The following is a 14688-nucleotide window of genomic DNA, read 5'->3' as shown; positions in this document are numbered from 1 at the left end:
CCGGCATTCCTTCGGCTCTGGGCGTCAAAGGGGAGCCGGCCAGCGGCCGGCACTACCCTTCAGCGGACAGCACCTGTTCTTGGCTGGCTTGCCTCAGGGCGCGCCCTCACACCGACCACGCAATCCAGTAGCACCCAGACCCAGAGCAGTGGCGCGGTGACCACCCAGTCCATCACCAGCGGCAGCTCGCAGTCCGAGTCACGCAGCGAAAGCAAAGAGATCGACGTGGGCTTCGGTTTCCACGACGACAACGACGACTGGGGCCACGACCGCCACCGTGGCGGCCGCGGTGTGCGCGACAGCGATCTGTTCGGCAGCTGGACGCTGGGCCAGGAGAACGGCAACACCTGCTCCATCGAGCTGAAGAACATCGAGTGGTTCGGCGGCTAAAGTGCCTACGTGCCCGCCGGCTGCCCGGATGGCTTCTTCTCGGCCAACCGTTGGGTACTGTCGGGCAATCAGCTGCTGCTCACCGACACCAGCAACACCGTGTTCGGGCGCTTCCGCGCGTCCGGCGGTGGGCGCTGGACGGGCTACCGTGAATCGGATGGGGCGCGTTTGTACCTCAATCCCAAGGGGCGCTGATCGCACCGTGCACACAGTAGGCACGCGCTGATCAGGAAGATCAGGAATCCGCCTCACCCCGCCGCCGAAATGTCCGCCCCCACCGGTTCCCGTCTGGTCATCTACGCCGCCCTCGCGGGCAACCTGGCCATCGCCATCGCCAAGTTCATTGCTGCCGGCATCTCCGGCAGCTCGGCCATGCTCAGTGAGGGCGTGCATTCGCTGGTCGACACGTTGAATGAACTCCTGCTGCTGTACGGCCTGCGCCGCGCCGGCAAGGCGCCAGACCCCGTGCATCCGTTCGGCTACGGCCGCGAGCTGTACTTCTGGAGCTTCATCGTCGCCCTGCTGGTGTTCGCCGCCGGCGCCGGTGTTTCGGCCTACGAGGGCATCCAGCACATCCGCCGGCCGGAGCCGGCCACCAACCACGCGTTGAGCTACAGCGTGCTGGGCATCTCCATCCTGTTCGAGGGGGCTTCATGGTGGGTCGCGCTACGGGAGTTCCGGCGTACCAAGGGCAAACTGGGCTACTTCGAAGCCTTCCGTCGCAGCAAGGACCCGTCCACCTTCACCGTGCTGCTGGAGGATAGCGCGGCCCTGCTGGGCCTGGGTTTTGCACTGATCGGGCTCGTGGCCGCCCAGGTCCTGGACATGCCGGTGCTTGATGGTGTGGCGTCGCTGTGCATCGCCGGCGTGCTTGCCGCCACCGCCTTTCTTCTCGCACGCGAAACCAAGGGACTGCTGGTGGGTGAGCCGGCCCACCCGGCCGTGGCCGAGCGGATCATGGCCGTGGCGGAAACCGATCCGGACCTGCGCCGCGCCAATGGCGTGACCACCATGCAGATGGGCCCGGAACAGGTCGTGGCCATGCTCAGCGCCGAGTTCGAGGATGACCGGCGGACCCCGCAGATCGAAGCCTGCATCACCCGCATCGAAACGGCGGTGAAGCGCGAGTATCCGGAACTGGTGGCACTGTTCATCAAGCCACAGACGCCGGAGGTCTATGCCGCACGGAGAGCCGCACTGGCCGCCGGTCCTGCGCAGCAATGACACTGCGTCTGCGCCGGTTTCACCTGCCTGATGCCAGAGTGCCATCACCGTTTGCCCGAGCCTGCCTCTACCGTGCCGGATTGGTTGCCTGCCTCTCTTCAGATCCTCCCGCGCAGCTTCTACCGGCGCCCGCCCGTCGAGGTTGCGCCCGAGCTGCTCAACAAGCTCCTGGTCCGTGACGATGGCCGGGCCGGTCGCATCGTTGAAGTCGAAGCCTACGCGGGCAGTGTCGATCCGGCCGCACACTCCTATCGCGGGCAGACGCCGCGCACGGCCAGCATGTTCGGTGAGGCCGGCCACCTGTATGTCTATTTCACCTACGGGATGCACTGGGGCAGCAACGTTGTCTGCGGCGAAGTGGGTGAAGGCGTGGCGGTGCTGCTGCGGGCCATCGAGCCGCTGGTGGGCCTGGAGCGCATGCGCGAACTGCGTCCCGCCGCGCGCCGCGACCACGATCTGGCCAGCGGGCCCGGCAAGCTCTCGCAGGCCTTCGGGCTGGACCGCAGTTTCGACGGCGCTGATCTGGTGACCGGCAACCACGGCATTGTCATCGTCAGCGACGGCGTGCCGCCGCCGGAGGATCCAGTGGTCGGGCCCCGCATCGGCATCACCCGCACTGTTGATTTCCCCTGGCGTTGGCACGTCCGTGATCATCGTCACGTATCGATACAGCCACGCCGCGCTCTCTCCCCGGCGAGGAAACGATGATGACCCCGCTCGACAAACCGCTTCGACGCGAACTGGACATCGATGGCCAGCCCTACACCCTCATCGTGGACCCCGAAGGACTGAAGCTGGTTGAAAAGGGGCGCCGCAAGGGCATCACGCTGCGCTGGCAGGACCTGGTGTCCGGTGATGCCGCGCTGGCTACCGCCTTGCAGGCATCGCTCCAACAACACTGAGCCAGCGCGCCCACCTCACATCGGCATCACCCCGCCGTGGCGATACATAACGGCGCGCGCACTAGCGTAGCGCCAGACAGCCGCCGCAACCGCCCTCGCCACCCAGCCCTGAAAAGCGCCATGGACGAAGCCGAACGACTGCTCGAAATCGAACGACTGCACCTGTTGGATACGCCCCCGGAGCCGGTGTTCGATGCCATCGTCGCCGCGGCCCGCGCCGCGACCGGCCTGACCATGGGCCTGATCACCGTGGTGGCCGAAGACCGCCAGTGGTTCAAGGCCAACATCGGCCTGGAGGGCGTCAGCGAGACAGCCCGCGAGATCTCCTTCTGCACCCATGCCATACGCCAGGACCAGCTGTTCGAGATACCCGATGCGCGCCAGGACCCACGCTTTTCCACCAATCCGCTGGTGACGGGTGGGCCGCGCATCCGCCACTACGCTGGCATCCCCCTGGGCTCGGCGCACGGCGCACGTATCGGCACGCTGTGCCTGCTCGACCCGATGCCCGGCGTGCTGTCCCCCTCCCAGCGCGAACTGATGGTGCATCTGGCGCGGGTCACCACCCAGGTGCTGGAACAGCGCAGTACCCTGATGGCGCAGGTTGGCCAGGCGAAAGCGCTGCATCGCGAGCTGAAACGCAGCGAAGACTTCCTGGAGCGCACCAACCGCGCGGCGCGGGTGGGCGGCTGGGAGATGGACCTGGTCACCAACGAAGTGCGCTGGACCCGCGAGACCAAGCAGTTGCACGGCGTGCGCAGCAACTTTGAACCGACGCTCGGCACCGCGCTGTCGTTCTATCGCGAAGACAGCCGCAACATCATCCGCGCGGCAGTGCAGCGTTGCATCGACGAAGGCACGTCCTGGGAGGTGCAGCTGCCAATGACGACCGCCGACGGGCGCGCGATCTGGACCCGGGTGGTCGGCAGCCGGCAACAGGTCGACGGCCATCCGCGCCTGGTCGGGGCCATCCAGGACATCACGGACGAGCGAGCCGCGCTCGACGCGCTGGAAGCCAGCGAAACCCGCTACCGGCGACTGTTCCACTACAGCCTGGGCCTGATCTGCACCCACACGCTGGACGGGACATTGACCTCGGTGAATCCGGCGGCGGTGCAGTCGCTGGGCTTCGAGGAAAGCCAGATGATCGGGCGCAGCCTGTGTGACCTGATGCCACCGGAAAAGCGCGAGGGCTTCAAGGCCTACCTCGCCCGGATCCAGGCAAACCACACCGACGCTGGCGTGATCGAGCTGATTGCCGCCGATGGTACGCGCCACTACTGGGCGTACCACAACGTGCTCGACAACGAAGCCAGCCCGCCCTACGTGCTGGGGCATGCGCAGGACGTCACCGCGCTGAGGATGCAGGAGCAGCAGCTGCGCGACATGTCCTTCAAGGATCCGCTCACGCAGTGCTACAACCGGCGTTACCTGCACCGGCTGGATGAACTGATTGACGAGCGCTGGGCGTGCGTGATGTTCGATCTGGACCATTTCAAGCACATCAACGACACCCAGGGCCACCGCCGTGGCGATGCCGTGCTGGTCGAGTTCGCCACCTTCCTGCGCTCGCCGCTGGGCAAGGACGAGACCGTGGTACGGCTGGGTGGCGACGAGTTCATGGTGGTGCTGGTCGCGCCCGAAAATGGCCGGTTGAGCGAACTGGAACACTGGTACCAGGACCACGCCGCGCTTTCGCCCAGCGCGTTCTCGATGGGTGCAGCCATCAACACGCCCGGCGAACCCGTGGCCGACACCATCCAGAAGGCGGACAGCCGCCTGTACCGCACCCGCGCGCGGGTACGCCGCGAGCGGCGCGAAGACCCGGCCGCACGCTGATCACGCCCTGACCGTCACCCAGGCTGGCGCGTGGTCGCTGGCCTTTTCCTGCAGTCGTACCCAGCGGTCGACGCCGGCATCCTTCAGTCGCTCCGCCAGTATCGGATTCAACAGCAGATGATCGATGCGCAGCCCACGGTCGCGCTCGGCATGTTGGCGGAAATAGTCCCAGAAGGTGTAGATCGTGGCGTCGCCGTGCACCTTTCGCAGCGCATCGGTCCAGCCCTGCGCGAGCAGCCGCTCGAAGGCATCGCGAACCTCGGGCTGGAACAGCGCATCGCGGCGCCAAGCCTTGGGGTCGTAGACGTCGGCTTCGGTGGGAATCACGTTGAAATCACCCAGCAGCAGCGCCGGGTGCGGCAGCTCCACCAGGCTGCGCGCATGCCGGATCAGGCGCGCCATCCAGCGCAGCTTGTAGTCGAACCTGGGCCCGGGCTGCGGGTTGCCGTTGGGCAGGTAGAGAGCGCCCACCACAATGCCATGCGCCGCCGCCTCCAGGTAGCGGCTCTGGGTGTCCTTGGGCTCGCCCGGCAATCGGCGGCGGCTTTCAACCGGCGTGGCCCCCCGTGCAAGAAGCGCCACCCCGTTCCAGCGCGCCTCACCCTGCCAGAGTGCACCGTAGCCGGCCCCTTCCAATGCCGCAGCGGGAAACGCGGCGTCGGTCGCCCTCAGTTCCTGCAGGGCAACCACATCCGGCGATTCCCTGTGCAGCCAGTCCAACAGCTGCGGCAGGCGTGTGCCGATGCCGTTGACGTTGAACGTCGCAATACGAAGCGTTTTGCGGCGGGGCATGGCTAGAGGCTCCTCGGCGCATCGAGTGAGCGTTCACTGTGCGCGTCCGGGCATGCAGGGACCGTGGATGCCGCGTCATGATGCAATGCCGTCCGGTTCACGGACTGCTGCCATGTCGCGCAGCAGGCTGGTCACCCTTGAACGGTGCTGGAGCGGCCCAATGGCGGTGCGTCCGCTGCGCGCGATCTACCAGGTCGACCCCTACCTCTTCCGCGACAGCAATGGGCGCGGCTGGGGCACTCTGGATGGCATCACCGAAAAGCTGGACTACCTGCAATGGCTCGGCATCAGCCACCTGTGGCTGCTGCCGTTCTACTGCAACGCCGGCCGTGACGGTGGCTACGATGTCACCGATCACTACCGCATCGATCCACGCCTGGGTGACGAGGCGGCGTTCCAGCGCCTGGTCGATGCTGCCGCCGCACGCGGTATCGGCATCATCGTCGAGCTGGTGATGCAGCACACTGCCAGCGCCCACCCGTGGTTCGTCGCCGCGCAGCGGGGCGACCCAGCATGGCGCCGCTGGTACCTGTGGAGCGACCACGTGCCCGACGACGGCCTGCAGCCGATGTTCCCGCCGATCGAGGCCTCTGCCTGGACATGGGACGCCGAGGCCGGCGCGTTCAACCGGCACATGTTCTACCGGCACGAGCCAGACCTCGACCTGGCCCATGCGCCGGTACGCGAGGAACTGCTGCGGGTAATGACGTTCTGGCTGCAGCGCGGCGTGGCCGGCTTCCGCGTGGACGCCGTTCCCTACATGGTCGAGCGCGCCCGCCACGCGGACCAGCGCGACGACGGGCTGTGGCTGCTGGAGGCGATGCGCGCCACGACAGACGCGCAGCAGCCAGGCCTGCCGCTGATCGGCGAAGCGGACGTCCCCGCGTCGCGCTACGGTGACTTCCTCTGCCAGGGCCGGCGGCTTTCGCACCTGCTGGATTTCCACCTCAACAATCATTTCTTCCTGGCCCTGGCGCGCGGCGACGCCAGCGAAGTGGCCCGGGTCATGGCCGAATACGGACGGCAGGCGCCGCCGCACACCCGCATCGCCTGGCTGCGCAACAACGATGAGCTTGACCTGGAGCAGCTGGAGCCGGACGAGCGCGAAGCGGTGATGGGACGCTTCGCCCCTGAGCGTGGCATGCGCATCTATGGCCGTGGCATCCGCCGCCGGCTGGCACCGATGCTGGAGGGCGACATCGCATGGCAGGGTATGGCCTGGGCGGCATTGCTGTCGCTGGGCCAGGTACCGGTGATCCGCTATGGCGAAGAGATCGGCCTCGGTGACTGCCTGGAGCTGCCAGAGCGCAATGCCGTGCGCATGCCGATGCACTGGCACGGTGGACCAGCGGCGGGGTTTACCGATCAACCGCGGCATGCTTGGCGCGCACCACCGGCAGACGGCCCGTACGGTTACCGCACGGTGAACGTCGAGGCGCAACGCGCGACGCCAGGTTCACTGCTGCTGCGGGTGCGCGAGCTGCTGCAGCAGCGCAATGCACATCCCCTGCTGCAGCAGGGTCCTCACACGCTCGACCCGCCATCTCCCGCGCTGCTGATGCTCCGCTACGGTGAGGCACCCCATCAGGCACTGGCACTGATCAACTTCGGCGACGAGCCGGTCGAGGTGGACGTGCCCCTGCGCGGTCCGTTGAACACGCTGGTGGGCCACGGCGCCAGGCTGCAGGATCGCCGCTGTTACCTGCAGGGCCATGGCTATACGTGGCTGGCCGCCGAGGGTGCCTGAGTGCGCAGCGCAGGCAGTACGTGCTCGGCGAAATCATCGATGAAGCGTTCCTGCTCGCGGTTCACGTTGTGCAGGTAGATGCGATCGAAGCCCAGTCCCTGCAGCTCCTGCAGCCAGGCCCGATGCTGGCCCAGGTCTGCCGAGACATGCACGTGCTGGCGCAGCACCTCGGCACTGACCGATCGCGCCTGTGCTTCGAACTGTTCGGGCTGGTCCAGCCCTTCGGCCAGTTCCGGCGGCAGCACGTTGGCGCTCCACTGCTCCATCGCACCTTCCAGCGCCGCCTGTTCGGCGCGCGCGTAGGACAGCTTGGCCTGCAGGTACATCGGCTTGCCCCTGCCACCGCCGTCCTCGAACGCCGCCACCACACGCCGCAACTGCGCCAGTGGCTGGCTGATGGTGATCAGGCCATCGGCCCAGCCCCCCATCCAGCGTGCGGTTTCCTCGGTGACGGCCGCCCCCAGCAGCGGCAGGGGAAGCGCCGGGCGACTGTAGAGCCGTGCCTGGCGCACCCGGAAGCCACCGTCGTGGTCGACCTGCTCGCCGCCCCACAGCCGCCGCATCACCTCGGCCGCATCGCGCAGTGCCTTCTGCCGCTCGCGCTTGGCTGGCCACGGCTGGCCGGTGATGCGCTCGTTCAGGGCCTCGCCGGTACCCAGCGCCAGCCAGATCCGGCCCGGCGCCAACTGCTCCAGCGTCGCCGCTGCCTGTGCCACCAATGCCGGGTGCTGGCGCAGCATCGGGCAGGTCACCATGCCCAGGGGCAATGCGCTCTGCACCGCCAGCGCGCCGGCCCATACCCAGCTGTGGCCGGACTGCCCTTGCGCGGTCGTCCACGGGTGGAAGTGGTCCGAGCACATCAAAGCCTCGAATCCCGCCTGTTCGGCGCGCAGTGCCAGGCCCAGCAAAGTGGCGGGCGGGAACTGCTCATGCGATGCGTGGTAGCCGATGGTCATCACGGATTCCGTGCGGGGACTGGACACGATGGCAACACCCGCCGGGCTAAAACGGCGTCATGGAAACGAACGCTTCCTGCATCGGGCATCGACGCTGGGCTATCGCCGAAGGCTACATTCCAGCCTGGAGCAACGGCCCGTCACCGGAGATGCAGAGTCACGAAACCTGCTGTGTCCTCAATGCCGGCAACGAGGACGCGCATGTCACCCTGACCCTCTACTTCGAAGACCGAGATCCCGTGGGCCCCTACCGGGTCACCGTGCCGGCACGACGCACTTGTCACCTGCGCTTCAATGACCTGCAGGATCCGGCGCCGGTACCGCGCGGCACCGGCTTCGCTACCCTCGTCGAATCCGACCAGCCGATCATCGTGCAGCACACGCGACTGGATTCGCGTCAACCGGCCAACAGCATCATGACCACCATCGCCCATCCGCTGTGAAGTCCTGCGCGCACACATCCACGCCGCAACGACACCGCGCCCTCCGGCCGTTTACCGCCATGGAGGGAGACTGGCCCCGGTTTCCTTCCGGAGAGTGACGATGGCCCTGCCCGACTACCCACGCCCGCCCTTCCCCGCCCAACAGCAATCCTTCCCCGGCAAGACCGCGCAGATGCAGCCCCGGCCGGACCACGGCGAGGACAGCTACCGCGGGCATGGACTGCTGCAGGGCAAGAAGGCACTGATCACTGGCGGTGACAGCGGCATCGGCGCGGCGGTGGCAATCGCGTTCGCGCGCGAAGGCGCCGACGTTGCCATCGCATTCCTCGATGGAGAGCAGGACGACGCCCGCCATGTGCAGCAGCAGATCGAACAGGCCGGGCGCAAGGCCGTGCTGGTGCCCTGTGACATCAGCGACCCGGCGCAGGCGCGCTCGCTGGTCGACCGCGTGGCCAGCGAGCTTGACGGCCTCGACATCCTGGTCAACAACGCGGCCTACCAACGCTACTACGAGCATTTCGACGACATCACCCTGGATGACTGGAAGCGGACGTTCGATACCAACGTGCATGCCGTGTTCAATCTGACCCGGCTGTGCGTGCCACATCTTCGCGGTGGCGGCGCGATCATCAACACGGCGTCGGTCAACTCCAAGCGGCCGACGCCGAACATCCTTCCCTATTCTGCAACCAAGGGTGCCGTCGCCAACCTGACGCTGGGGCTGGCCGGCCTGCTGGCCGAACATCAGATCCGCGTCAATGCCGTGCTACCCGGCCCGATCTGGACGCCGTTCATTCCCGCTGGCATGGCCGCCGAAGAGGTCGAACAGTTCGGCGCGCAGACGCCGTTCGGCCGCCCCGGACAGCCGGCCGAGCTGGCCTCAGCCTATGTGATGCTGGCTTCGGACAGCGCCAGCTATACCTCCGGCGCACTGCTGACCATCTCCGGCGGCGCGGCAACACTGTGACCCCTCATGGCCGGATTGCCCGCCTGGATCCAGGATTGGCTGACCGTGGTTGTGCCGGTGGCCGAGGTGCTGGCCATCCTCGGCGTCGCGTGGGTGATGGTGCGCGCCCTGGCGTGGTTGCTGGTGCAGGCCCGGCAGCGCGGCAGGCTGGCTCCAGAGCTTCATGTGGGCCTGCGCCGCGGCGGTGCATTGCTGCTGTATCTGGCGGCCGCGCTGCTGATACTGGAGCGGCTGGGCGTTTCGCGCTCGGTGCTGTGGACTGCGCTGACCGGGTTCATGGCGGTCGGTGCGGTGGCGTTCTTTGCAGCGTGGAGCGTGTTGTCCAACCTGTTCTGTTCGTTCCTGATCGTGGCTACGCGCCCGTTCCGCATCAATGACACCATCGAAGTGCTGGAAAGCGTGGACAAGCCGGGCCTGTGTGGTCAGGTGGTGGACATCAACCTGATCTACACCACGCTGAGTGATCGTGGCGAAGGCGCGCGCGGTTGCCTGCTGCGCGTGCCCAACTCGTTGTTCTTCCAGCGCATCACCCGGCACTGGGGCGACAGCGGCTATTCGCACCTGCCAGGCAGCCTGCCGATAAAGGGCAAGGCGCGCTGAGTCGCTGTAGCGCCGAGCCCATGCTCGGCTTGCTGCGCGTAGCGCAGGGCGCAGGGCGCAGGGCGCATCACGCATCGCGGTCTGAACGGAGAGCAGCCGAGCGTGGGTTCGGCTTTACACGTGCCATAGCAGGCGAGCCTACTCCGCCGCCAATGCCTGGATCGGGTCCAGCTGCGCGGCATTGCGGGCCGGGAAGTAGCCGAAACCCAGCCCGATTGCAGACGAACATGCCAGCGCGGCGAGCACCGGCCCTGGCGTGAACAGGAACGGCACGCCCAGTGACAGCAGACTGGACAAGGCTCCCACACCCAACGCGGACAACACGCCCAGCACCCCACCGAACAGGCAGATCAGCACGGCCTCGATCAGGAACTGGCGCAGGATGTCGCCCTGCCGGGCCCCCACTGCCAGCCGCACACCGATCTCGCGCACGCGCTCCTTCACCGACACCAGCATGATGTTCATCACGCCCACGCCTCCGACCACCAGCGCCACCGCCGCAATCGCCGAGACCAGCGCCGCCATGGTCTGGCTGGATTTCATTACCGCCTTGCGGATCTGGTCCGAGTTGTAGATGAAGAAATCGCGGCGCCCATGCAGCCGCTGCAGTTCCGCACCCAGCGAGGCCTCAGCTGCACGGGTTGGCACGTCATCGCGCACGCGTACGGTGATGCTCTCCAGCCGCTGGCTGCCAAGCAGGCGCGAGGCCGCCGAGGTGTAAGGCACGTAGACCGTGGGCGTCGCGCCGCCTGCGAATGCACTGGCACCCACCACACCGATCACGTCCACCGGCATGCCGCCTAGCAGTACCGTGCCGCCGATCGGATTGCCGTTGAACAGTGCCTTGGCCGCCTTCTGGTCGAGCACGGCCACCGCGCGATGCGCATCCACCTCGACATCGGTGAAGAACCGGCCCGCCTTCAGGCGCAGCCCGCGCACGCGGGGTAGATCAGCGCCCACGCCAAGCACCTGTGTGTTGGCGCGCCGGTTGCCCTGCAGAGCGGCCACCGAGCTGCTCAGGTTGGGGCTTACGCTGTCTACGTAACTCAATGCGGCCAGGTGATCGGCATCGTCCACGACCAGCGTTTCGATCTCGGCCGAGCGCGGGTCGCCGAAATCCGCACCCGGGAAAATCTCCAGCGTACTGGCACCCAGTTCGTTGATCTGTGACTCGACCTGCGCCTGTGCGCCCTTGCCCAACGCAACCACGGTCACCACCGCAGCCACGCCGATGATGATGCCCAGCATGGTCAGCAAGGTGCGCAGGCGATGGGCCAGCATCGAACGTACCGCCATCCGTGCCGCTTCCCTGGTCGCATCCAGGCGCGCGCGGCGCTCGGCGCCCGGTTCCGTGCTGCGCTCGGGCGCGACGGCTTTGCGTGCGTCCGCGGGATCACCCGTACCACGGTCGGATACGACCCGGCCGTCCGCGATCTCGATCACGCGTGAAGCGTGCGCGGCAATCGCCGCATCATGGGTCACCAGGATCACGGTATGGCCCTGTGCATGCAGGCGCTTGAGTTCGGCCATCACCTGACTGCCGCTGGCATGATCCAGCGCGCCGGTCGGCTCGTCGGCCAGCACGATGGCGCCGCCGTTCATCAGCGAACGCGCAATGGAAACGCGCTGCTGCTGGCCGCCGGACAGCTGGCTGGGCCGGTTCGTGGTGCGCTCGCCCAGGCCAAGCGTTTCCAGCAGCAGGCGGGCACGCGTGGTGCGCGCATCGGCCTCCACCCCGGCATAGACGGCGGGCAAGGCCACGTTCTCGGTAGCGCTCAGGTTCTCCATCAGGTTGTAGCGCTGGAAGATGAAACCGAAATGTTCGCGACGCAGGTGCGCCAGTTCATCGGGCGACATCTGCTCGGTTGCGGCGCCGTGCACGCGGTAGCTGCCTTCGGTTGGCCGGTCCAGGCAGCCCAGGATGTTCATCAGCGTGGATTTTCCCGAACCGGACGGGCCGATGATGGCGATGAACTCGCCCGCCGCGATGCGCAGCGACACGTCCTTCAACACCACCACCTCGCCGGCGGCCGAGCGGTAGGCGCGCGATACGCCATGCAGTTCCAGCAGCGCGTCGGCCATGCTCACATCCCCAGCAGGCTGGTGGGCTCGGCTTCCGCGCCACTGGGCGCCTGCCCGACCACCACGTTCTCGCCTGCCTTGAGGCCGGACAGGATCTGCACCGCAGTAGCTGTGCGCAGGCCGGTCGTCACCGCGCGCTCGCGGGCACGGCCCTTGGCGTCGATCACCTGTACGGTCGCGCGGTTGCCCGCCTTGTCATCGCTCTCGGACACTGCTGTCAACGGCACCTGCAGCGCGTTGGCGGCGCGCGCCAGCTGGATCGTCACCTTCACCGTCATCGACGGCTTCAGTTTCAGGCCCGGATTGGGTACGTCAAACAGCCCAGCGTAGTACACCGCCTTCGGCGTCTGCGCCGATCCACCGGTGTTGCCGGTGGCCACATCGGCAATCGACGATGGCGCAGGTTCAAGCTGCTGCAGATGCGATTCATAGCGGCGTCCGCCCGGCCCCAGCGTAGAGAACCACAGGGGTTGGCCAGGCGCGATCAGCTCCACGTCGGCCTCCGCGATCTCGGTGCGAACCGTCATCGTGTCCATCTGTGCCAGCATTACGATGGTCGGCGTGGTCTGCATCGAGTTCAGCGTCTGTCCGGCCTTGGTGACGATGGCCACGATGTAGCCATCGGAAGGTGAGACGATGCGGGTGTAGCCCAGGTTGATCCGCGCCGTTTCCACCTGGGTCAGCGCCTGCTCGATCTGGGCCTGCAGCGCTGCGACGTCAGAACGCGCCGCTTCGCGCGCCACCCGCGCGGACTCGAAACCTTCCTGCGAGACCAGCCGAGACGCCACCAGCTGCGACTGGCGCTCATGCACGCGGATGGCCTGGGCGTAGCGCGCCAGGCTGGCGGCATGCTGGGCACGCAGCGCATTGGCAGCCGCTTCGGCGCTGCGCAGGGCGATTCGCTGCGGCTGCGAATCCACTTCGGCAATCAGATCACCAGCGTGCACACGCTGGCCCAGCACCACATGCAGGCGCTTGACCTGGCCCGATACCTGCGCACCCACCGCCACCAGTTCCTTGGGGTTGACCCGGCCAACGGCCTGCACGGTCTTTTCCAGGTCCGCCACCCTTGCCGGGGCCGTGATCAGCGCGGCATCATCACTTTCGGCGAACAGCCACCAGCCGGTGCCGCCTGCAAGAAGCGCAACGATTGCGGCAATGATCCAGGTCCTGCGGTTGTTCATCGGAAGGCTCGCATGCACGCAGCCACCGGATGTGACCGCAGAAGCCGCAGTCTGGGAGGTGGTGGTGGATGTTTCTTGGAGCCACTGTGGAGATTGCATGGAGGCCGCACATCCGTTCAGGCACGGCGTCCGCTCCTGAACGGCACGGATCGCGTCCATGAAATCTCGACACAATCTCGACCAAGTCTCCATCAACGGCCCCTAGCCTTGTCGGCCTCGCCGACTGCGTTCCCGCCGTGTACCTCCCGTTTCCTGACCTGCCTCCCATCGATGTCCGCCGCGCCTACCTCGCCTGGTGCGCGCCTTCGCCGTGGCTGCTTGCACTGGTAATGGCGTCGACCAGCGCCTGGATGCTTGCCAGCGCGAACCCGGCGCCGCCCCTGCTCGCGGGCGCCGGTGCCGCCGCGCTTGTGTGCTTCCGCAGCGAAGGCCCCGCCCATTCGGCGCGCACGGGCACCCTGGCGTCGCTGGTGCTGATCGGCTTCGCGGCCTGGTCCGCCTCCAGCGCTGGCCTGAGTCTCATGCCTGCAGGGATAGCAGCGGTCCTGGTGGCGACGTTGCTTGCCCTGCGCCTGTGGGCCCTGGTCCGCATGGCCCGCCGCTTGCAGGACCGGGTGGACGCAACGGGCATGCAATCACGGTGGAGCAAGCTGCCTGCGGCCGTATCGGCCCTGCTCGCACAGCACCTGCGCGGGACCGCAACGCTGGCGCCCGCCCTGCAGCACACGCTGGTGCTGGCCACCCTCGCCTGGGCCGCCCACGAAGAAGCACAGACCCTGGAACGGCCACGATGACACCGTCGCCAGCACTCCCCATCTCGTACTTGAAACTGCAGCGTTCAATGAAGACCGATGCACGCACGCGCCAGGCGCCCCTGGTGCTGATTGCCGAGGATGAAGGCGAAATTGCTGACATTCTCGGCGCCTACCTGGCCCGCTCCGGGTTGCGCAGCGCCCGCGCCGCCGATGGCGAAGCCGCCCTCGCCAGCCACCGCCAGCTGCGCCCCGACCTGGTGCTGCTGGACGTGCAGATGCCGAAGTTGGATGGCTGGCAGGTCCTGAGTGAGCTGCGCCGGCGCGGCAACACCCCGGTGATCATGCTCACCGCACTGGACCAGGACGTGGACAAGCTCACTGGCCTGCGCGTCGGCGCCGACGACTATGTGGCCAAGCCGTTCAATCCGGCCGAGATCGTCGCCCGCATCCAGGCGGTGCTGCGCCGTAGCGCGAAGCCCATGGCAGAAGAACCCAACGGGCTGATCCGGCAGGGCCCGTTCGAGATCGACCTGCGCAGCCATGAGGTCACCGTGCGCACCGATGACCATGTGCACGCTTTGAATTTCACACTCACCGAGTTCCGTCTGCTGGTGCACATGGCGCGCGCACCGCGCATGGTGCACAGCCGGCTGGATCTTCTCCAGACCTGCCTGCCGGAAGGCGATGCGCAGGAGCGCACCGTGGACAGCCACGTCAGCAAGCTGCGCCGCAAGCTGGAGGACGTCGGCGTCATCGGCATTCCCGCCACCATCCGCGGTGTCGGCTACCGCTTCCTGGACTGAACCG

At 67.1% G+C, this 14688-nt stretch carries 16 protein-coding genes; 12 read left to right on the top strand and 4 right to left on the bottom strand.

The window, feature by feature from the left end; all coding sequences use genetic code 11:
- Window positions 1-156: 156 nt before the first annotated feature.
- The 6 genes from N5C25_RS07165 (at window position 157) to N5C25_RS07140 (ending at window position 4355) form a co-directional block, all read left to right on the top strand.
- Window positions 157-390, top strand: a complete 234-nt coding sequence (locus N5C25_RS07165; RefSeq protein WP_279936692.1) for a hypothetical protein — start codon at window positions 157-159, stop codon at window positions 388-390.
- 9 nt (window positions 391-399) lie between these two features.
- Window positions 400-585 (top strand): AprI/Inh family metalloprotease inhibitor, encoded by a 186-nt coding sequence (locus tag N5C25_RS07160; protein ID WP_279936691.1) that lies wholly within the window; start codon window positions 400-402, stop codon window positions 583-585.
- Window positions 586-654: 69 nt separating this feature from the next.
- The gene (locus N5C25_RS07155) at window positions 655-1614 is read left to right on the top strand and encodes a cation diffusion facilitator family transporter (RefSeq protein WP_058982868.1); all 960 of its coding nucleotides are present in this window, start codon (window positions 655-657) and stop codon (window positions 1612-1614) included.
- Window positions 1615-1686: 72 nt separating this feature from the next.
- Window positions 1687-2322 carry a DNA-3-methyladenine glycosylase gene (locus tag N5C25_RS07150; protein WP_279936690.1) on the top strand — a complete coding sequence of 212 codons (636 nt, stop codon included), beginning with the start codon at window positions 1687-1689 and terminating at the stop codon, window positions 2320-2322.
- Complete coding sequence (locus N5C25_RS07145) at window positions 2322-2516, top strand: hypothetical protein (protein WP_279936689.1); 195 nt, start codon at window positions 2322-2324, stop codon at window positions 2514-2516. The genes N5C25_RS07150 and N5C25_RS07145 overlap by 1 nt, the downstream gene beginning before the upstream one ends.
- Before the next feature lie 120 nt (window positions 2517-2636).
- On the top strand, window positions 2637-4355 hold the full coding sequence (locus N5C25_RS07140; protein ID WP_279936688.1) for a PAS domain S-box protein: 1719 nt from the start codon (window positions 2637-2639) through the stop codon (window positions 4353-4355).
- Here N5C25_RS07140 and xth read toward each other — a convergent pair whose 3' ends face one another.
- Window positions 4356-5147: an exodeoxyribonuclease III gene (gene xth / locus N5C25_RS07135; RefSeq protein WP_279936687.1), complete on the bottom strand. Its 792-nt coding sequence runs from the start codon at window positions 5145-5147 to the stop codon at window positions 4356-4358.
- A gap of 112 nt (window positions 5148-5259) precedes the next feature.
- Here xth and N5C25_RS07130 point away from each other — a divergent pair, with 112 nt between their 5' ends.
- On the top strand, window positions 5260-6894 hold the full coding sequence (locus N5C25_RS07130; RefSeq protein ID WP_279936686.1) for an alpha-amylase family glycosyl hydrolase: 1635 nt from the start codon (window positions 5260-5262) through the stop codon (window positions 6892-6894).
- Here N5C25_RS07130 and N5C25_RS07125 read toward each other — a convergent pair.
- Entirely contained in the window at window positions 6864-7850 is a 987-nt protein-coding gene (locus tag N5C25_RS07125) for a TIGR03885 family FMN-dependent LLM class oxidoreductase (RefSeq protein ID WP_279936685.1), read from the bottom strand. The genes N5C25_RS07130 and N5C25_RS07125 overlap by 31 nt on opposite strands.
- 59 nt (window positions 7851-7909) lie before the next feature.
- Here N5C25_RS07125 and N5C25_RS07120 point away from each other — a divergent pair, with 59 nt between their 5' ends.
- The 3 genes from N5C25_RS07120 to N5C25_RS07110 all read left to right on the top strand — a co-directional run bounded on the left by N5C25_RS07120 (window position 7910) and on the right by N5C25_RS07110 (window position 9860).
- The gene (locus tag N5C25_RS07120) at window positions 7910-8293 is read left to right on the top strand and encodes a sensory rhodopsin transducer (protein ID WP_058982857.1); all 384 of its coding nucleotides are present in this window, start codon (window positions 7910-7912) and stop codon (window positions 8291-8293) included.
- A 100-nt stretch (window positions 8294-8393) separates the two neighbouring features.
- Window positions 8394-9260 carry a glucose 1-dehydrogenase gene (locus tag N5C25_RS07115; protein ID WP_019659796.1) on the top strand — a complete coding sequence of 289 codons (867 nt, stop codon included), beginning with the start codon at window positions 8394-8396 and terminating at the stop codon, window positions 9258-9260.
- A 6-nt stretch (window positions 9261-9266) separates the two neighbouring features.
- A complete protein-coding gene (locus N5C25_RS07110; protein WP_279936684.1) occupies window positions 9267-9860 on the top strand; it encodes a mechanosensitive ion channel domain-containing protein in 594 nt (197 codons plus the stop codon).
- A 138-nt stretch (window positions 9861-9998) separates the two neighbouring features.
- Here the strand turns inward: N5C25_RS07110 and N5C25_RS07105 are convergent, their stop codons facing one another.
- Together N5C25_RS07105 and N5C25_RS07100 are read right to left on the bottom strand one after the other, a co-directional pair.
- Window positions 9999-11942: a MacB family efflux pump subunit gene (locus N5C25_RS07105; RefSeq protein WP_279936683.1), complete on the bottom strand. Its 1944-nt coding sequence runs from the start codon at window positions 11940-11942 to the stop codon at window positions 9999-10001.
- A gap of 2 nt (window positions 11943-11944) precedes the next feature.
- Window positions 11945-13126: an efflux RND transporter periplasmic adaptor subunit gene (locus tag N5C25_RS07100; RefSeq protein WP_058982851.1), complete on the bottom strand. Its 1182-nt coding sequence runs from the start codon at window positions 13124-13126 to the stop codon at window positions 11945-11947.
- Between the two features lie 329 nt (window positions 13127-13455).
- On the opposite strand from N5C25_RS07100, the gene N5C25_RS07095 reads away from it, so the two are divergent.
- On the top strand, window positions 13456-13920 hold the full coding sequence (locus tag N5C25_RS07095) for a hypothetical protein (RefSeq protein WP_049395962.1): 465 nt from the start codon (window positions 13456-13458) through the stop codon (window positions 13918-13920).
- A gap of 47 nt (window positions 13921-13967) precedes the next feature.
- Window positions 13968-14684 (top strand): response regulator, encoded by a 717-nt coding sequence (locus N5C25_RS07090; RefSeq protein WP_058982847.1) that lies wholly within the window; start codon window positions 13968-13970, stop codon window positions 14682-14684.
- Window positions 14685-14688 lie beyond the last annotated feature (4 nt).

The sequence above is a fragment of the Stenotrophomonas sp. GD03958 genome (assembly GCF_029839005.1).
GTDB lineage: Bacteria > Pseudomonadota > Gammaproteobacteria > Xanthomonadales > Xanthomonadaceae > Stenotrophomonas > Stenotrophomonas hibiscicola.
Note: the sequence above shows the minus strand (reverse complement) of the source record. Positions and strands in the feature narration are given on the sequence as shown.